Here is an 18048-nt window from a genome sequence, read left to right as displayed (position 1 = left end):
GAAGTGAACATAAAAAGAGCGGCGGCCGCATCCCCCCGCTCTTTTTATCATTTTTTTGCTTCCTCCCCTTTTGACTTCTCTCTTCGTTTCTTTTTCCAAACGGCCACAATAAACAGAAAGAGCGGAAACAATAATTGAAAAGGCAAATGAATATACAGCGGCACCACGTTCAGGCCTTCATTCAAGTGCTCCGAAAAGTTAGTCGCGATCGTTATAGAAAGGATTAAGATGCCCAATCCCATCGGATAAGCCAATTGAGAGGGGTTCTTTTCCTTAAAGAGCGTAGATGTCCCAACCACAGTGGCATATAAGTAGAGGCTGACCTTAAAGAAGCCGCCGATGATCAGCGCCAGCATAAAAAAGACATCGAGCCGGTCTAAAAATTCTTCGACCTTGATTGTCTGGATCGTGCTTAAAAGCGGAAACTGGGATCTGAGTGTAAGATCAACATCAAGCACGCTAATATTAATCGCCACGGTGAGCGCCACAATCAATCCGCTAATAGCCATGGCGATCATCCCCATTTTTTTCACATCTTTTCTGTCATTCAGGTTAGGGAAAATCATCACAAATAAAACAACTTCACCAAATGGAACGTACATGGTCTGTGTGAAAACAGAGTGAAGGACAGGAGAAATGCCGTTTGCCAAAACCGGCTTTAAATTGTGCGGGTCTATAGTCCCTGAGACAATAATCAGCACAAGGCCGATCGCGCCCAGTAAATACATGGCCCCGAAAAGAAGTTCGGCCGCGCGTGCGAGTACTTCAATTCCTTTTCTTACGGCATATATGCTTACTACCATTAATAAAGCATTTACAATAATGATAGGTGTATCATGATAAGCAAACGTCAGCAGCATTTCTCCAAAGTCACGCAGCACCCTTGCGGCAATATAGGCAAAGTACAAGATATAGAGAAATGAAAACAGCCAGCTCAGCTTGGTTCCCAGCATATCATCCATATATTCTTTCGGAGAAGAATTCGGATAACATTGATAAATGCCTTGATACAAATAGAAAAGAAACAGTCCGATCGCACAGCCTAATAAAACTGCTATCCAAGCATCCCTGCCCGCCATTGATCCCGGTGTAATCAATAAGGAGCTGCCCAGTTCAAAAATGATAATCATGACAAACAACTGCCTTATGCTTATTCTGGCTTTTTCCATCTGTCACTTCCCCTTTCTTCAGACCTAATCATCTTTAAACTGGTGTTTGATCGGATTGTTTCGCAATCCCGTCCTTCTGATATACGTCTCGGCCTTCACATCGATGGGCAGTTCCGGCAAATATTCTTTGTCCCAAGTGTCCTTCATTTTCTCCCACTGCTCCGGATACTTTCTATATATCGTGTCACCAAAACCGATAAAATCTATTTTATTCTTCTTAATCTTTTTCACAGTATGGCTGATTTCCTTTTCAAGCTCTTTGTTGAGCGCTTTTTCAATAGCGGCCAGCACCTTGGGATCAGACAATTGGAAAGGGTATTTGACAGCATCTATAATACCTTCAACCGACACTTTCACATGGATGTACGGGCGTCCGTTCCGCATTTTCGGTACCAGCTTTGTATCTTGATGGGTAACCTGCAAGCTGACCGCATCCTTCGTCTTGCCCCAGTCAGCATTAATAAACGTATGCTGGATCTTATTCATAAGCCAGACTGCCCCCACGCTTTCATCATCTTCCAGCCAATACTTTAAATATCCTGCCTTATCAAAAACCGCCAAACCATCTGCCTGAAGAATGGCTTTCGGGTCAGTCGCCTGCGTGTTTTCCATGCTGACTCCTTTTTTATCGTCACCAATCATCATATATCCGGGGATGACCGGTGCCATAGTGTTGGCGGCAAGTGTTTTCAAAACGTCCTGAATATTGATTTTGACCACCCGCCCGTATTGTGCCTCCGTGAAATCGAGTGTTTTATTGACTTTATTTGACGGAATTTTATCAATCGGCGTCAAGATTTTCACAATATTTTCTGCTTTTGTTTTATGGGCAACGACGAATGTTGCTGTTGTCCTGAATTCTGTGTCCCGGTCAAGATTATCTAATACAAAATCCAAACCTTCTTCTTTTGCCAGCTTTTCATTGATCACGACTAGATTGGTATGGGCAAAATAAAGCCGCCGTGATACCTTCATGGAGGCTTTTCTGAGTGCTTCCGTTATATTGTTACCTTCAATCGAATAGACAGATACAGGCGGCCTGTCTCCAGCACCGCCTCCCTGAAGGCCGCCGGCAACATTTCCTGGATTGATAATTTGAAGATGCAGCACGTAGTTGCTGTCGTTTGTCCGATCGATGCCAATCGCCGAGATAATCGCAAGATCCGTCAGCTCCCGCTTATCCCAGCAGCCGGGCAGCACAATGACGCTCAAAAGCATGAGAACGGCTAATAGACATTTACGTACCATTCTGATCCCCTTCTTCCAAATCTTTGTTCACCATTCCTCGTGAAGCGGCCGGCTCTGGGCGTTGATCTTTCCCCTGCCGCACCTTATCTTCCTTGCTGACCGATTCCGGCCTTTTTTCATCGGCCCACCACGGAACCCGGAAAAGCGCGTCCTTTACGCCTTGTGAAGAAAAAGGTGCAAGCGGCGACATATATGGAACGCCGAATGAACGAAGACTGCATAAGTGGACAAACATCATAATGATCCCTAAAATCAGCCCGTAAAAACCCATAACAGCTGAGGCAATAATAAAGATAAACCGAATAAGCCGGGCTGAAATCGCCATTGCAAACGCCGGTGTTGCGAAGCTCGCAATCGCGGTGAGTGCCACGATAATCACCATTGCCGGAGAGACGATACCAGCCTGTACGGCAGCCTGGCCGATTACGAGCGCGCCTACGATTGACACTGCCGAGCCGACAACCCGGGGCAGCCTGACTCCCGCTTCCCTCAGAATCTCAAAAGCAACCTCCATCGTCAGCGCCTCCACAACAGCCGGAAACGGGACAATTTCCCGCTGGGCCGCAATGACCACTAACAGCTGAGTCGGTATCATTTCTTGATGAAACGTCGTGGCTGCCACGTATACAGCTGGTGCCACAAGCGAAATGAAAAAGACTAAAACACGAAGAATTCTTATGCTTGTCGCAATGTCAAAACGCGAATAATAATCCTCAACAGACTGAAAAAACTGGACAAATAAGGCTGGGGCAATAAGCACAAACGGTGTTCCGTCCACAATAATCGCGAATCTTCCTTCTAACAGATTACCCGCTACAACATCAGGGCGTTCTGTATGATACATAGTCGGAAACGTCGTAAAGGTTTCATCTTCAATCAGCTGCTCAATATATCCAGATTCCAAAATACTGTCAATATCTATTTTTTCCAGGCGCTGTTTCACTTCCTTCAGCACCTTTTCATCACATATTCCTTGAATGTACATGAGAGCGATATCCGTATTCGTAACAGAACCTTTTTTCATTTTTTCAACCCATAAATTCGGATTTTTAATGTATCGCCGGATCATGGAAATATTGGTTTGCAGAGACTCTGTAAACCCTTGGCGCGGGCCGCGGAATGACACCTGGGTGCTCGGCTCTTGGATGGAGCGCTGCTCTCCCCCTTGAGTGCTGCAAATCAAAGCTTCATCATGGCCATCAGCAAAAATGAGCGCATTGCCAAGCATTAACTCGGAAAAAAGCTTGTCCCAGCTCTTTTCCGCTTTCACCCCGCCCAGCGGGAGCGTTTTTTCAAGAATTTGCTGGATCGCATGAGTATTCTGGATAGACTCATCCTGTACCAATGGGTCAATTAACGACTCATGGATCGTGTTATTATCGACCAGCCCAGAAATATAGATAACAGCTAGGTGGACATGATCCTGCTCCCCGATTTTAATCTCGCGAATGATGACGTCAGAGCTGCTTCCGACTTCCTTTTTCGTTTCCGCTATATTCTTTGCTAAACTTGGAGAAATGAGAACCGGCCTTTCTTTTTCTTGCTGCTGTTCCTGATTCCTTTCGTCTGTATTCTGCTTGTCTTTTGAATCGGTATTGTTCTTTCGCTTAGAAAATAAAGGCATACACAAATACCTTTCCTTGTCGTTTTCTCATATTCTTCCTTTTAAAATTGAGATTATGCATTAGGGTTAGATGCGGTATAACTTCTCCGCCAAAGATAGACACTAAAAGCGGAGGATGATGAAGCATGAAGATATTGGGCGTGACCGGATTCATATTAATTTGTTTATTAGCTATTTCTGTGTTGATGGACATGCTTCAAGGGTTCAGTTTAACAAAAGCCGTTTATAACAATATGTCCAGCTTTAAGATGACAACATTTGCGGAATGGGTCGTGCTTTTATTTTTTGTGTTAGTACTTGTGAGAGAAATGTACGTGATCTATAAATCGAAAAAAAAGAACCCCTAAAGGGGGGCGCTTTTTTCAGACAATCATATTGCCGTCTATTGTATCACTGCTGTGTTTGTTGATGGTCCCTTTAAAAATGCGGTTGCCGATGATTTTGGAATTGGTTGACGTGTTTGTTTGAATAGCTGTCGCAGTGCCCGCGGAGAGGTTATTGATGGTGTTTCCAGAGATGATAGAGCCTGCAGAGCCATTGAGATAAATCACAATCGGATTCCCGGCTGTTCTGTTGACTGAAATGGTATTATCAAAAATCTCATGCACACCTGCGCTGATATAGATGGTGACCAAAAGCGGGGATCGCTCTAAGTGGTTGCCGATAATTGAGGTTTTTGCACTTGTGGAGCAATAAATGGGGTAATTTTTGAACTCTTTAAATGTATTGTTTTTGATGATGGCGCCGGCATTGTTTGTGACGGAAACAGAATATGATTCCGGCACTGCTTCAAACGCGTCAGGATTCAGTGTATTCCCTTCAATCACCGCGTTCCCTTGAGCAATCCAAATGCCCCGGCTGAATTTTCTCAGGAGATTATCTTTAATGATCATATTTCCGCCGGAAACGTTCACACCGTCAACGACTTGAATGAGACAGTTATTCAGAAATGCGATGTCATCTGACAGCACTGCGCGAAGACCGATGCTGCGCCTTGTTTCAGACAGTCCGTTTTGAATTTGGTTTCCGTCTACCTTTACGTCGGAGGACTGATAAACCAATATCCCTGTGTTTTCAAAGTTGCTGATTTTGTTGTTCGTCACAAGAACGCTCTTTCCCCTGACATCAATTCCAGTTGAAAATCCGGTAATGAGGTTGCCAGCGATCACTGCATCACTGGTCTCTTTTCCTTGTGATACACCGAGTCCGGTTATCCCGACTCTTGGCGCAGCCGCCGCGTCTTCAGGGCGTCTCAGAATATTGCCCTTGATCACTGTTTGCGTCCCATATCCGTAGCTGATTGTATTGTCTGAGTGATTTCCTTCTATTAAAATGCCATACCCGTTAAAATTGGTCACAGAACTTGAAACGTTTCCAACAAAGTGGTTATTGCGAATTGATACATTAATCGGTTCCTCATAATCAACGTCACCTTCGCCATATCCTTCAATGTCAATTCCGAATTTCGGCGCTGTTCCATTCCCCGTTCCGGCATCTTCAATCAAGCATTCCTCCACCGTGACCATGTCACATCCGGTAATGGAAATGTTATTTCTCCTCGACCGCCGAACCTCACAGCGGCGGATGATAATTTGCTCTGACGTTCGATAATCTTGATTGGTCTTTAATCCCCTTGGGCTGACTATGATCCCATCGCCGGTAAAATCGGAAATTTTCACATCATCAATGACAACATTCGAGCATCCTTCAATACATATGCCAAAGCCCCATTCATGGGTTGACCTTATCCCCGCCGAGGCATACGTATGCTCATCCCGTTCGCCGATAATTTGTCCTCCGGAAATAGTTATATTCTCTTGCTTGCCTACATAAAATGCGGAATAACCCCACGAACTATTCGGTATCACTTTCATGATACATTCGGGGTCCATCATAATCTCAAGGTTGCCGGGAACAATGATCCCCGCGTTTCGAAACCTCTGATTAAGATCTCCGCCAAGCGTTGCGTCTATTAAATATGTTCCCTTTGGAAACCAGACAGTATGATAGCCTTTCGAAACAGCTGTACTGAGGCACTGATTAATCCGTTCTGTCGAATCCGTTTTACCATCTCTAGGAACACCGAAATCCGCTGCATTTAATATGAATTCAGCCAATTGCGAGCCTCCTTCTCTATGATTACTATCATGTTACTCACAAAGGCCCGATCTGCTTGTACATTTCTCTAAAATTTTATTAAAAAAATATAAAGGAATAGTTGTGTAAGAAAATCTCACGATAAAAAGTTTAAAAATTAGGAGGAAATCACTATTTTTAGGTATTTATAATTTTTCCAATATGGAACTATTTGAAATGAGTATAAATTATATTGACACAAGTATTATATAAGAATATGATTTTTATAATACACTTTTTTTAGAAAGGGTTTGGCTGACATGGCTTCGATTGATAACGAAAGTATCATTAAAAGCGTCCCGCAAAAAGGGTTCTTTGGTCACCCGCGAGGACTATTTACACTATTTTTCACCGAATTTTGGGAGCGTTTCTCTTACTATGGAATGAGAGCAATCTTACTTTACTATTTGTATACAGAGACGGTAAACGGAGGGCTCGGCTTTGACAAGGGCACTGCGGTTGCCATTATGTCGATTTACGGATCACTCGTATACATGTCCACCATTATTGGCGGATGGCTCGCTGACCGGGTATTCGGTACCGCAAACACCGTGTTTTACGGCGGCATATTCATTATGTTCGGCCACATTGCACTCGCCTATCCGGGCAGTTCGATAGCATTCTATATCAGTATGGTGCTTATCATTGTCGGAACAGGCTTATTAAAACCAAACGTTTCAAGCGTAGTTGGGGATCTTTACACGAAAGAAGACCCGCGCCGCGACTCAGGTTTCAGTATTTTCTACATGGGGATTAACCTCGGTGGTTTACTCGCGCCGTTAATTGTCGGAACACTCGGACAGAAGTACAACTATCATCTCGGATTCGGAGCTGCCGCGGTCGGAATGCTTCTCGGACTTATCGTATTTGCTTTGACAAGAAAGAAAAACCTCGGGCTTGCAGGTTCCAATGTGCCGAATCCGCTGTCTAAAAAATCTGCAATTGGCACCGGAATCGGTGTTATCATTGTGGCGATCGCAGTGATTATCTCTGTACAAACAGGCGTGCTGACGATCAAACGTTTCATTGACCTTGTAAGTATTCTCGGTATTTTGATTCCTGTGATTTATTTCATCATCATGTTTACAAGCAAAAAAGCGGACAAAACAGAAAAATCCCGTCTTGCCGCTTACGTTCCTTTGTTTATCGGTGCTGTCATGTTCTGGGCCATTCAGGAACAGGGAGCGACCATTCTTGCGGTATACGCTGATGAACGCATAAGACTTTCATTGGGCGGATTCGAACTTCAGTCATCATGGTTCCAATCATTAAATCCATTGTTTGTTGTCATTTTTGCGCCAATATTCGCATGGCTCTGGATGAAGCTTGGCAAACGTCAGCCGTCTACACCAGTTAAATTCTCAATCGGAATTATTTTAGCCGGATTGTCATTTATCATTATGGTATTCCCTGCTATGCAAGGAAAAGAAGCACTCGTAAGCCCGCTTTGGCTCGTTCTCAGCTTCCTGCTTGTCGTGCTTGGAGAGCTGTGCCTGTCTCCAGTCGGTTTATCCGTGACAACGAAACTGGCACCAGCTGCCTTCTCTGCACAGACAATGAGTATGTGGTTTCTGACGAACGCAGCAGCCCAAGCGATCAATGCCCAAGTAGCCGGATTGTTTGATAAAATTCCTGAAACAATGTACTTCGGCACCATCGGTTTGATTTCTATCGTTCTTGGCGGCATTCTCCTGCTGCTCTCGCCGGTGATCAAACGCGCGATGAAAGGGGTCTTATAATCAGAAACAGCCCGCGGATGTTGATCTGCGGGCTGTTTTTTATTGATCAAGCCATTTCCTGAAGCTTTGATCAAAGGCTTCCGGTTCTTCCAGCATCGGCTGATGGCCGCTCTTTTCAAAAATAACCTTATCAACATGGGGATATAAACCGTCAACAGCATCCCATAGCGAAACGGGCGCAACCAAATAATCATATCTCCCTAATCCGATATACACCGGCATACGAACATCAGCTAACCGCTGAAGAAGATCAATCCGGGCAAATGTATTGCCCCATAATTCATCAATGATCGGCATATTCGTGAATACACCGTCCCATAAGGCAGCAGCATGCGGCCGCTCTTGATAAAAGCTTTTCGCTTCAGCGCGAATACACATGTGCACAAAGCGCCTTTCAGGATCTTTGTCGATGTCCTGCGGCAAATTCTCGATGTCTTTTTCAAAGCGTTTCTTTCTCTCAAGACTGGCTGTTTCCATGAAAAATGATTCGCTTTTTCGCTGTCTTTCTTCACTGTTATCAGGCGCAGTATTAAAGAGCGCCACCTTCCGAACTTGTTTGGGATATGTCCTGGCATACTCTAAAGCCATAAAAGCGTGCCCGGAATGTCCCAGGATAGTAACATCCTCAAGCTGAAGAAATGTTCTCATCCTTTCGATATCAGCCAAGACAGCATCAAGCCTCGAATCCTCCGCACGAAGCTCCCGCTTAGGCTTAGCAAATCCCCTATGGTCGACAAAGACCCATTGATATTTCTGTTTGATATCTGAGGAAAAAAGGCGCGGATAGTAAACCGCACTCCCGATCACAAGGATGGGTGCGCCCTCGCCCTCAATTCGATAAGCTAAATCAAAGCCGTCCGAGTGACAGATCCCCGCACGTTCCATTTCTCACGCCCCCTTTTGTTTTCATTATATAAAAAAAGCCTGACGCATGGCGTCAGGCTATCGATATTACCGTTTTAAATCTTCCAGGGTCTTTTTCCATCTGCTCAGCACCTCTTCAGGGCTGTGAAGCTGTATACGGACACCTGAAGTCAAATCAGCGTATTTCGCAACGTCCTCTTTCACTGAAACGATGCGGCAGGAAAAACGGTCTCTTTCATATTCGGCATCTTTCAAAGGCGGTAAAGGCGCGCATTCAAGCTTTACATAATAGGCCGCTCCCTTCCACCACGCCGTGAACTGTGCTTTTCCTGTGCGAAGGATGTTGGCCGAAGTCATTGTGTTTTTCCACAGAGCGATTCGGATATCAGTTCGGCTCAGCGCGATGATTTCACCTGCACTGATCATAGCGGCATGCGGCCAGCCATCCTCTGATACTGTTTGCAGAACGAAGGCCTCATGCTGCTTCTCATTCAGGCAGCTCCCGTCAAGCAGCTCAAAGAGACGGTCTGACATACAGTTCACGCGGATCAAGCCTTTCGTTCCGGCACCGCCGGAACTTCAATTGCTGTTTCTGTTTCCTTTGGATCAATTTTAAACGCTGGATTGTATTTTTCGGGATTTGTAATGCTTTCCGGTTCACAGGATCTCCATGTAAAAAAGCATGTTTGGCACTGATAAACTTCCCATGCGCCTTCTACAGGCGATTTGCTCATGACTTCTCCCTTTTTTGAGTCGCATCGAGGACATGTATGCATTTCGAACATCCTTTCCTTATTTATTCATTAAGTCCATTAGTTTTTGTTCCCATTCTTTCGTTGTTAGCGGAGAATCAAGCGGCTGTGAATAATGGCCTCTTGTTTCCGGCGCAACCGGTGTAGTGGCGTCGAGAATCATTTTGTGAGTGATTCCTGATGGATTGGATCCCGGATCAAGCGGCAGGACAGATAAGTCCGGAATGATGACCGCATCATGTTTCGGATGCATTTTGGTCGAAAGCGCCCACATGACCTGCGGAAGGTTGAATGGATCGACATCCTCATCAACGACTATGACCATTTTGCAGTAGCCGAGTCCGTGCGGCGTTGTGAGTGCGCGCATGCCGACCGCTTTCGCAAATCCGCCATAGCGGGTTTTTGTGGAAACAATCGCGATTAAACCGTGTGTGTACATGGCGTTCACTGCCACAATTTCGTTCGGATACGCTTCTTTTAACTGCTGATAAAGCGGCACGCATGTGTTAATGCCGATCATGTAATCGCATTCTGTCCAAGGCATGCCTAAGTATAAATGTTCAAAGATCGGATTGTTTCTGTGATAGACGCGTTTAATTTTGATAATCGGCATGCTGCGTCCGCCGGAATAATGGCCTGTGAATTCACCGAACGGCCCTTCATATTCGCGCTCTCCGGCAATAATCTCACCTTCAAGCACCACTTCAGCGCCCCACGGAACATCAAGATCAGACAGCTTTGATTTGACGATGCGATATGGTTCGCCTTGAATCGCACCTGCCATTTCGTATTCTGATTGATCATAGAGAAGCGGAGTCGATGCCGCCGTTGTAATGACCGGCTCACAGCCGAGCGCAATAGTGACCGGAAGGTTGATGCCGCGTTCTTCAGCTTGGCGCAGATGGATTGCAATATCGTGCTGCGGGACAGGCTGAATGCCAAGGCGGTCTTTTCCTTTGACTTGCATTCTGTAAATGCCGACATTTTGTTTGCCGAAGTTGTCAGGGTCCTCAAGATCACGGGAAATGACACATGCTTTGTCTAAATAGTAGCCTCCATCACCCTGGTTAATTCTGAAAAGAGGCAGTATATCGAACAAATTGATATCTTCTGTGATTTCATTTTCATGAAATGGCGCTGTTTCCTCACGTTTGACCGGCATCGGAAACTGGTCATAACGCTTTGCGAATTCAAAAAACTGTTCTTTTACCGGTGTGTCTTTCGGCATGCCCAGCATCATGGCATGGTTTGGCCAAGAGCCGATGACATTCATCGCAATTCGCGCGTTATGATAGCCGTAAATGTTGTTAAATAAGAGCGCAGGGCTTTTATCGCCAAGATTGCTGGCTGCCCGTGCGGAGGCCCCTAAATCCGGTTCCGGCTTTACCTCTTCATTCACTGTAAGCAGCTGTCCTTCTTTTTCAAGGGCAGCGAGAAATTCTCTGAAATCTTGATAAGCCATGATCAAGCTCCTCCTTTTTGTTTTTCAATCCCATTCCAGCGCTTCGCTTCAGGAAGCCGAATGCCGAATTGGTCCAACGTTCTAAAAACAATATGGTCAACCATTTCCTCTAAGCTTCTCGGCCGATTATAAAATGCCGGCATCGGAGGAAGAATGATGGTGCCCATTTTCGTAAGCGCTAGCATATTTTCGAGATGAATTTGGTTCAAAGGCGTCTCTCTCGTTAAGAGGACGAGTTTTTTTCTCTCCTTGAGCATGACATCCGCCGCACGTGTCAGCAGATTATCCGCCATTCCTGTGCGAATGCTTGCGAGAGATTTCATGCTGCACGGCGCAACAATCATTCCATCGGTATCAAACGACCCGCTTGAAATGGCTGCCGCCTGATCCTTATGTGAGTAAGTGTATGTGGCCAGTTGTTCTACTTCTTGTAACGTATAGCCTGTTTCGTGTTTGATCGTGACGTTTGCCCAAGGAGACACAACGAGATGGGTTTCCACTCCGGCGGCCTTCAGCCACTGCAGCAGCCTGACCCCGAAAATGGCCCCTGTTGCCCCTGTCATTCCGACAACGAGTTTCACTTTGCCCCCTCCTTTACGCTTGAATTCTGCTTTCATTTCAATCATACTCCTGATATATCCATATGAAAAATATCTATTAAATCTATAATTAATACCTAAAAGGTATGATAAGGAGGCGCTTTCTTTTGGATATTCGCCAGCTTCGATACTTCATTACCATTGCCCAAGAACAGAAAATTACGTCCGCAGCCAAAAAGCTTCACATGGCGCAGCCGCCTTTAAGCAGGCAGCTCAAACAGCTGGAGGACGAACTTGGTGTTGTTCTGTTTGACCGTAACAAGAAAAAACAAATGACTCTTACATATGAAGGAGCTGTTTTTCTAAAAAGAGCAAAAGAGATTCTGCATAGGTTTGAAGATGCAGTCATTGAGGTACAGGAGCTGAAGGAGGAAGTAGCCGGTACACTTGCCGTGGGATCAACGATTTATTGCGCGGCTCTGATGCTTGAAAAAGTAACACAGATCAAAGAGAGATACCCCCATCTCACCTTTAATATTTGGGAAAATGAACCCGCGACACTGTTGGAACTGCTGGAAAGCCGGCAAATCGATGCGGCGGTCACGACAACACTGATCAAAAGTGACACAGTACAATTCAAGCAGCTTGATGACATTCCATGTGTGCTCGTGCTTTCAGATGAAGCCGGATATCCGTGCGGAGACACCATTAAGATGGTGGACATTCCTTCATTTCCGCTGATCCTGCTGCGGCCTGTCAACGGAAAAGGCGTCTATAATCAGGTCATGAATGAATTTCATCGTTTGAACCTGGAGCCGCGCATTGTTTGTGAATGCCACGACTCTGCAACTTTGCTCAGCCTCGTGTCATCCGGATTCGGCGCGTCTATTTTGCCTGTCACAATGATTCCCGTTCATATGAGAAATCACGTTCACACCGTCCATATCGAAAATAATCCCTTCATTATGACACCGGCTGTCATGTGGAGAACGGACAGTTATTTGCCTAAACCGGCACAGCAATTTTTGGATTTATTTTAAAAGATTTTGTCTTATGAAAACCAAATACTTGACTCATACTAAAAAAAAGTTATCCTTTAGATTTGTAAGCTAATTTTTTATTTCAATAAAATCAACCAGAAAAGTGGGGAATAAGATGAAAAAAGCATTATTGGCTTTATTCATGGTCGTAAGTATTGCAGCTCTTGCAGCTTGCGGAGCAGGAAATGACAATCAGTCAAAAGATAATGCCAAAGATGGCGATCTTTGGGCTTCAATTAAGAAAAAAGGTGTGCTCACAGTCGGAACGGAAGGAACATATGAGCCGTTCACTTACCACGACAAAGACACTGATAAACTGACTGGCTATGATGTCGAAGTTATCACAGAAGTCGCAAAACGCCTCGGGCTTAAAGTCGACTTTAAGGAAACACAATGGGACAGTATGTTTGCCGGCCTGAATTCCAAACGGTTTGACGTTGTTGCCAACCAAGTCGGAAAAACAGATCGTGAAGACAAATATGATTTCTCAGATAAATACACAACATCAAGAGCCGTTGTCGTAACGAAAAAAGACAACAACGATATTAAGTCTGAAGCAGATGTAAAAGGAAAAACGTCAGCTCAATCACTGACAAGCAACTACAACAAATTAGCTACAAATGCCGGCGCTAAAGTAGAAGGCGTTGAAGGCATGGCGCAGGCCCTTCAAATGATCCAGCAAGGCCGCGTCGATATGACATACAACGATAAGCTTGCCGTATTGAACTACTTAAAAACATCTGGCAATAAAAACGTGAAAATCGCGTTTGAAACAGGTGAGCCTCAGTCAACATATTTCACGTTCCGTAAAGGAAGCGGCGAGGTTGTTGATCAAGTCAACAAAGCATTAAAAGAAATGAAAGAGGACGGGACTCTTTCTAAAATTTCTAAAAAATGGTTCGGCGAAGATGTTTCTAAATAATCTGCCGGCATTGACGCTTGGCACGGCGATCCCGTGGGATCTGGTGCAGCAGTCATTCTGGCCGATACTTTCAGGGGGAATCTACTATACGATTCCCCTTACGATTCTTTCCTTTATATTCGGAATGATCCTGGCGCTGATTACGGCGCTTGCCAGAATGTCGAAAGTGAGACCTTTGAGATGGGTGTTCAGCGTATACGTATCCGCAATACGCGGCACTCCTCTTCTCGTTCAATTGTTCATCATTTTCTATCTGTTCCCGGCCTTTAACGTCACATTAGATCCATTTCCAAGCGCAGTTATCGCCTTTTCATTAAACGTCGGCGCCTATGCATCTGAAATCATTCGGGCATCTATTTTATCCGTGCCGAAAGGGCAATGGGAAGCCGGCTACACAATTGGCATGACACATCAAAAAACGCTGTTCCGCGTCATTTTGCCGCAGGCGTTTCGTGTGTCGATCCCGCCATTATCCAATACCTTTATCAGCCTGATTAAAGATACATCCCTCGCCTCTCAAATTCTGGTCGCTGAGCTGTTCAGAAAAGCCCAGGAAATCGGCGCGCGGAATCTTGATCAAATTTTAGTGATCTATATTGAAGCAGCCTTTATTTATTGGATTATCTGCTTCCTGCTCTCACTCGTCCAGCATGTCATCGAACGGCGTCTTGACCGCTACGTGGCCAAATAAGGAGGTTCCGAGTATGCTTACCGTTAAAGGATTAAACAAATCATTCGGTGAAAATGAAATTTTAAAAAAGATAGATATGAAGATTGAAAAAGGAAAAGTCATCGCCATACTTGGGCCTTCAGGTTCAGGGAAAACGACGCTGCTCCGCTGCCTGAACGCTCTGGAGATCCCGAATCGCGGAGAGCTTGCATTTGATGATTTCTCCATCGATTTCTCCAAAAAGGTGAAACAGGCGGATATCCTAAAGCTTCGCCGAAAATCCGGAATGGTGTTTCAGGCGTATCACCTGTTCCCGCACCGCACAGCCCTCGAAAACGTGATGGAGGGCCCTGTTCAGGTGCAAAAACGGAACAAAGAGGAAGTCAGAAAAGAAGCGATTCAGCTTCTTGATAAAGTCGGATTGAAGGACAAAATGGATTTATATCCGTTCCAGCTTTCCGGCGGCCAGCAGCAGCGCGTCGGCATCGCCCGCGCACTGGCGATACAGCCTGAGCTCATGCTGTTTGACGAACCGACCTCAGCGCTTGATCCCGAGCTTGTCGGAGAGGTGCTGAAGGTTATCAAGGACTTGGCCAATGAAGGCTGGACCATGGTCGTCGTGACCCACGAAATCAAGTTCGCGCAGGAGGTTGCGGATGAAGTCATCTTCATCGACGGCGGCGTTATCGTGGAGCAGGGACCGCCGGAGCAAATTTTCTCCGCACCAAAAGAAGAACGGACACAGCGGTTCTTAAACCGGATTTTGAACCCGCTGTAATAAGAAAAACAGAGCGTCAGCGCCCTGTTTCAGATTATTGACAAAATCCTAAAACGATATTCGTTTTAGGATTTTGTGATTTTCAGCGTGATTGAAAACCTTTGAAGTCTAGGAAGGGCGAGCATTGGAGCACAGCTAATGTTAAATTCGTGAGCACCGAAGCACAGGCCTGACAACGAATGCAAGGGTTTGCCAACACGCTGAAACAGGGCGCCTCCGGCGGCCCTGTTTTTTTGTTGAGCCCCTTTCGCCTATTCCGCCCTTCTGTCAGATGTGCTACAATGACAATCGACTGATTTTTACGAAAGAAGGGACCTCACGTGAAGCAAGAACTTGTTCTGCGCTGGACATTTTATTTTGCCGGTTTGATCATTTTGGCTTTTGGTGTATCCCTGACGATAGAAGGAAAAGCACTCGGCATTAGTCCGTGGGATGCATTTCATTACAGCCTGTTTCAGCACTTCGGGCTTACCGTCGGCCAGTGGTCCATCATTATTGGAGCGCTCATCGTCGGATTCACGTCATTGTTTACGAGAGCTTGGCCGAAAATTGGTGCCCTCCTGAATATGGTGCTCATTGGTGTATTTATAGATTTTTTCAATTTCATTCTGCCTGCCCTCTCGACCTACACAGGCTCGATCATCGTCTTCTCTCTAGGCGTGGTGCTGATTGGTTACGGCGTCGGTGTTTATGTATCAGCAGGCCTTGGCGCGGGGCCGCGTGATTCACTGATGATGCTGATTACAGAAAAAACCGGCTGGAATGTGCAATGGGTGCGGAACGGCATGGAATTAACCATTTTGTTTGCGGCATGGGGCATGGGCGGACCGATCGGTTTTGGCACCATTTTGACCGCCATCCTCACCGGACTTATTTTGCGTTTTTCATTGCCCCAGTCAATCCAGTTGCTGAATTATGCTGTGGCAAGGCGGACAGCCGCAGTGAAAGCATCTCCGCCTGTACACTAAAACAAAGCCGCCTTGGCTTTGTTTTTTTATTTTCTCCTCTATATGAGTCTTGTGGAAGTATGATAGGATGGTTTTGACAATCTTTTGCAGACGGAGGATCTAGAATGAAGATTTACGGAATTTATATGGACCGCCCGCTTTCACAGGAAGAAAATGAACGGTTCATGTCTTTCATATCACCTGAAAAACGGGAGAAATGCCGGAGATTTTATCATAAAGAAGATGCTCACCGCACCCTGCTGGGAGATGTGCTCGTTCGCTCAGTCATAAGCAGGCAGTATCAGTTGGACAAATCCGATATCCGCTTTAGCACGCAGGAATACGGGAAGCCGTGCATCCCTGATCTTCCCGACGCTCATTTCAACATTTCTCACTCCGGACGCTGGGTCATTTGCGCGTTTGATTCACAGCCGATCGGCATAGATATCGAAAAAACGAAACCGATCAGCCTTGAGATCGCCAAGCGCTTCTTTTCAAAAACAGAGTACAGCGACCTTTTAGCAAAAGACAAGGACGAGCAGACAGACTATTTTTATCATCTATGGTCAATGAAAGAAAGCTTTATCAAACAAGGAAGGCAAAGGCTTATCGCTTCCGCTTGATTCCTTTTCAGTGCGCCTGCACCAGGACGGACAAGTATCCATTGAGCTTCCGGACAGCCATTCCCCATGCTATATCAAAACGTATGAGGTCGATCCCGGCTACAAAATGGCTGTATGCGCCGTACACCCTGATTTCCCCGAGGATATCACAATGGTCTCGTACGAAGAGCTTTTATAAATGGCTCATCAACAGCTTGACACCGCGCTCAATATCTTCCGTTTTCACATTGGAAATATTGATTTTTAATAGATTTTCTTTCGGATAATCTGATAAATAATGACGGTCTATCGCCTCAAGGAGAACCCCTTGTTTTTCCAGTCTATGAATCACTCTTGAGGCGGGCAGATCCTGAGGAAGCACCAGATGGGTGTGCATACAGGGTGCCTGCCCGCTGGAGAACGTAAAGCGTCCGCTTCCCAGCTGCCTGTGAGTTCGAATGGCTTGATGTAGCCTCAGCGACCGCTCTTTATAAGAATCTCTGATTTTCTCCTTATGCCTGCCGTACATACCGCTTTTCAGGTAAATCTCCAATGCCGCTTGAGAAATCATCGAACAGTCGATGTCGTTCAGCTTTTTGTACGCATAGAACGTGTCAGTCAGCGCTTCGGGCAAAACAGCCGCCCCCACGCGGAGGCCGGGGAACATCATTTTCGAGAAGCTTTTCAAATAGATGACATGTGAGGACAGATCATATGCGTACAGCGGATCTGCCTTTTTATTTTCCTCCAGATCACCGAGGTAATCATCCTCAACGAGATAGACATCATACGCTTCTGCCAGTCTCACAAGCTCCTGTTTATCACGCTCTGACAATGAGCACCCAAGCGGGTTATGGAAGCGCGGCATCGTATAAAAAAATTTAATCGATTCTGTTTGAAATAACCGCTCAACCTTGGCTATATCAAGCCCTTCTTCCGTTCGTTTCACCCCGATGGCGGGAATCCCAAGTGTCTCAAGCTGTTCGACCATCAAATGGTAGCCCGGCTGTTCAATGGCGATCTTCTCTTTCCCATTTGGGAACGGCATGGCACAAAGCAAGGATAACGCCTGCTGGACACCTGATGTAATGAAAATATGCCGTTCATCCGCAAATACCTGTTGAGTGGCCAAGAGCTTTCGGAGTACGCGGATGAGTGATGGAAGCCCCTTTGGCGTCCCATAAATAAACAAATCGTTTTTGTATGTATCAATCGCTTTGTTGATGCAGTGCTGAAAATCAAGATACGGAAACACATCGGGATCCGGCGCAGATGTGGCAAAGTCGATGGGGCCAGGCTGCCCGCTTTTTGATTTCCCTGACTTTTTCACAATATAATAGCCGCTTTTCGGAACAGAATAGATAAGGTGGCGCTTTTCCAGCTCCTGCAGCGCGCGGATCACTGTGCTTTTGCTGACTTGGTAGCGGGCGGACAGCTGACGGATAGATGGAAGCCTGTCTCCTTCTTGATATGAGGTGCTTTGCATCATCTCCTCTATCCTCGTTAATAGACTCATATATTTCTCCATGCCTTCTCCCCCTGTTTTGTACCGGTAC

The 18048-nt window shown here is 45.7% G+C and carries 17 protein-coding genes, 2 pseudogenes and 2 other annotated features; of the genes and pseudogenes, 9 read left to right on the top strand and 10 right to left on the bottom strand.

The window, feature by feature from the left end; all coding sequences use genetic code 11:
• Positions 1–47: 47 nt before the first annotated feature.
• The 3 genes from gerKB to gerKA are packed head-to-tail and all read right to left on the bottom strand — an operon-like array spanning position 48 to position 4041.
• The gene (gerKB, locus tag BSU_03720; protein ID NP_388254.1) at positions 48–1169 is read right to left on the bottom strand and encodes a spore germination receptor subunit; all 1122 of its coding nucleotides are present in this window, start codon (positions 1167–1169) and stop codon (positions 48–50) included.
• A 24-nt stretch (positions 1170–1193) separates the two neighbouring features.
• Complete coding sequence (gene gerKC, locus BSU_03710; protein NP_388253.1) at positions 1194–2417, bottom strand: spore germination receptor subunit; 1224 nt, start codon at positions 2415–2417, stop codon at positions 1194–1196.
• The gene (gene gerKA / locus BSU_03700) at positions 2407–4041 is read right to left on the bottom strand and encodes a spore germination receptor subunit (protein ID NP_388252.1); all 1635 of its coding nucleotides are present in this window, start codon (positions 4039–4041) and stop codon (positions 2407–2409) included. The genes gerKC and gerKA overlap by 11 nt, the downstream gene beginning before the upstream one ends.
• Positions 4042–4166: 125 nt before the next feature.
• Here gerKA and yczF point away from each other — a divergent pair, with 125 nt between their 5' ends.
• On the top strand, positions 4167–4388 hold the full coding sequence (gene yczF / locus BSU_03690; protein ID NP_388251.1) for a hypothetical protein: 222 nt from the start codon (positions 4167–4169) through the stop codon (positions 4386–4388).
• 15 nt (positions 4389–4403) lie between these two features.
• On the opposite strand, the gene yclG is transcribed toward yczF, so the two are convergent.
• A complete protein-coding gene (gene yclG / locus BSU_03680; protein NP_388250.1) occupies positions 4404–6158 on the bottom strand; it encodes a putative uronase in 1755 nt (584 codons plus the stop codon).
• A gap of 279 nt (positions 6159–6437) precedes the next feature.
• On the opposite strand from yclG, the gene dtpT reads away from it, so the two are divergent.
• On the top strand, positions 6438–7916 hold the full coding sequence (dtpT, locus tag BSU_03670; protein NP_388249.2) for a di-tripeptide-proton ABC symporter: 1479 nt from the start codon (positions 6438–6440) through the stop codon (positions 7914–7916).
• A 39-nt stretch (positions 7917–7955) separates the two neighbouring features.
• Here dtpT and yclE read toward each other — a convergent pair whose 3' ends face one another.
• The 5 genes from yclE to ubiX all read right to left on the bottom strand — a co-directional run bounded on the left by yclE (position 7956) and on the right by ubiX (position 11611).
• Positions 7956–8801, bottom strand: coding sequence for a putative hydrolase (gene yclE, locus BSU_03660; RefSeq protein ID NP_388248.2), 846 nt, complete (start codon positions 8799–8801; stop codon positions 7956–7958).
• Between the two features lie 66 nt (positions 8802–8867).
• A complete protein-coding gene (gene yclD / locus BSU_03652) occupies positions 8868–9332 on the bottom strand; it encodes a putative FMN-binding enzyme subunit (protein NP_388247.2) in 465 nt (154 codons plus the stop codon).
• Complete coding sequence (bsdD, locus tag BSU_03651) at positions 9329–9556, bottom strand: phenolic acid decarboxylase subunit (RefSeq protein YP_003097675.1); 228 nt, start codon at positions 9554–9556, stop codon at positions 9329–9331. Before bsdD ends, yclD begins: the two co-directional genes overlap by 4 nt.
• 16 nt (positions 9557–9572) lie before the next feature.
• Positions 9573–10994: a promiscuous phenolic acid decarboxylase subunit; 1,4-dihydroxy-2-naphtoate-heptaprenyl diphosphate decarboxylase gene (gene bsdC, locus BSU_03640; protein ID NP_388246.1), complete on the bottom strand. Its 1422-nt coding sequence runs from the start codon at positions 10992–10994 to the stop codon at positions 9573–9575.
• Between the two features lie 2 nt (positions 10995–10996).
• A complete protein-coding gene (gene ubiX / locus BSU_03630; RefSeq protein ID NP_388245.1) occupies positions 10997–11611 on the bottom strand; it encodes a phenolic acid decarboxylase-flavin prenyltransferase subunit in 615 nt (204 codons plus the stop codon).
• Positions 11612–11700: 89 nt separating this feature from the next.
• On the opposite strand from ubiX, the gene bsdA reads away from it, so the two are divergent.
• The 7 genes and pseudogenes from bsdA (at position 11701) to sfpAc (ending at position 16691) form a co-directional block, all read left to right on the top strand.
• Positions 11701–12573, top strand: a complete 873-nt coding sequence (gene bsdA / locus BSU_03620) for an HTH-type transcriptional regulator BsdA (LysR family) (RefSeq protein ID NP_388244.1) — start codon at positions 11701–11703, stop codon at positions 12571–12573.
• Positions 12574–12688: 115 nt separating this feature from the next.
• Positions 12689–13495 carry a cystine ABC transporter (substrate-binding lipoprotein) gene (tcyA, locus tag BSU_03610; protein NP_388243.2) on the top strand — a complete coding sequence of 269 codons (807 nt, stop codon included), beginning with the start codon at positions 12689–12691 and terminating at the stop codon, positions 13493–13495.
• Positions 13482–14186: a cystine ABC transporter (permease) gene (gene tcyB / locus BSU_03600; RefSeq protein NP_388242.1), complete on the top strand. Its 705-nt coding sequence runs from the start codon at positions 13482–13484 to the stop codon at positions 14184–14186. The genes tcyA and tcyB overlap by 14 nt, the downstream gene beginning before the upstream one ends.
• 13 nt (positions 14187–14199) lie before the next feature.
• On the top strand, positions 14200–14943 hold the full coding sequence (gene tcyC / locus BSU_03590; RefSeq protein NP_388241.2) for a cystine ABC transporter (ATP-binding protein): 744 nt from the start codon (positions 14200–14202) through the stop codon (positions 14941–14943).
• 320 nt (positions 14944–15263) lie between these two features.
• The gene (gene yczE, locus BSU_03580) at positions 15264–15911 is read left to right on the top strand and encodes an integral inner membrane protein regulating antibiotic production (protein NP_388240.2); all 648 of its coding nucleotides are present in this window, start codon (positions 15264–15266) and stop codon (positions 15909–15911) included.
• A gap of 104 nt (positions 15912–16015) precedes the next feature.
• Positions 16016–16513 (top strand) — a sequence feature (Evidence 1b: Function from experimental evidences in the studied species; PubMedId: 10568751, 17376553, 2848009, 9384377, 14762003, 16707694, 19061923, 20971906, 25288929, 26268540; Product type e: enzyme).
• Positions 16016–16513: pseudogene (gene sfpAn, locus BSU_03570) on the top strand. (Overlaps the previous feature by 498 nt.)
• A 10-nt stretch (positions 16514–16523) precedes the next feature.
• Positions 16524–16691 (top strand) — a sequence feature (Evidence 1b: Function from experimental evidences in the studied species; PubMedId: 10568751, 17376553, 2848009, 9384377, 14762003, 16707694, 19061923, 20971906, 25288929, 26268540; Product type e: enzyme).
• Positions 16524–16691, top strand: a pseudogene (gene sfpAc / locus BSU_03569). It overlaps the preceding feature by 168 nt.
• Here the strand turns inward: sfpAc and ycxD are convergent.
• Positions 16686–18020: a putative PLP-dependent transcriptional regulator gene (gene ycxD, locus BSU_03560; protein NP_388238.1), complete on the bottom strand. Its 1335-nt coding sequence runs from the start codon at positions 18018–18020 to the stop codon at positions 16686–16688. The pseudogene sfpAc and the gene ycxD overlap by 6 nt on opposite strands.
• Between the last annotated feature and the right edge of the window lie 28 nt (positions 18021–18048).

The organism is Bacillus subtilis subsp. subtilis str. 168, from assembly GCF_000009045.1.
Lineage (GTDB): Bacteria > Bacillota > Bacilli > Bacillales > Bacillaceae > Bacillus > Bacillus subtilis.
This window is presented reverse-complemented; position numbering and strand designations above follow the sequence as displayed.

What these genes read in the sequence shown, in the direction of transcription:
- gerKB (NP_388254.1), bottom strand. Translation starts at nt 1,169, where the DNA reads ATGGAAAAAGCCAGAATAAGCATAAGGCAGTTGTTTGTCATGATTATC.
- gerKC (NP_388253.1), bottom strand. Translation starts at nt 2,417, where the DNA reads ATGGTACGTAAATGTCTATTAGCCGTTCTCATGCTTTTGAGCGTCATT.
- gerKA (NP_388252.1), bottom strand. Translation starts at nt 4,041, where the DNA reads ATGCCTTTATTTTCTAAGCGAAAGAACAATACCGATTCAAAAGACAAG.
- yczF (NP_388251.1), top strand. Translation starts at nt 4,167, where the DNA reads ATGAAGATATTGGGCGTGACCGGATTCATATTAATTTGTTTATTAGCT.
- dtpT (NP_388249.2), top strand. Translation starts at nt 6,438, where the DNA reads ATGGCTTCGATTGATAACGAAAGTATCATTAAAAGCGTCCCGCAAAAA.
- yclE (NP_388248.2), bottom strand. Translation starts at nt 8,801, where the DNA reads ATGGAACGTGCGGGGATCTGTCACTCGGACGGCTTTGATTTAGCTTAT.
- bsdD (YP_003097675.1), bottom strand. Translation starts at nt 9,556, where the DNA reads ATGCATACATGTCCTCGATGCGACTCAAAAAAGGGAGAAGTCATGAGC.
- bsdC (NP_388246.1), bottom strand. Translation starts at nt 10,994, where the DNA reads ATGGCTTATCAAGATTTCAGAGAATTTCTCGCTGCCCTTGAAAAAGAA.
- ubiX (NP_388245.1), bottom strand. Translation starts at nt 11,611, where the DNA reads ATGAAAGCAGAATTCAAGCGTAAAGGAGGGGGCAAAGTGAAACTCGTT.
- tcyA (NP_388243.2), top strand. Translation starts at nt 12,689, where the DNA reads ATGAAAAAAGCATTATTGGCTTTATTCATGGTCGTAAGTATTGCAGCT.
- tcyB (NP_388242.1), top strand. Translation starts at nt 13,482, where the DNA reads ATGTTTCTAAATAATCTGCCGGCATTGACGCTTGGCACGGCGATCCCG.
- tcyC (NP_388241.2), top strand. Translation starts at nt 14,200, where the DNA reads ATGCTTACCGTTAAAGGATTAAACAAATCATTCGGTGAAAATGAAATT.
- ycxD (NP_388238.1), bottom strand. Translation starts at nt 18,020, where the DNA reads ATGGAGAAATATATGAGTCTATTAACGAGGATAGAGGAGATGATGCAA.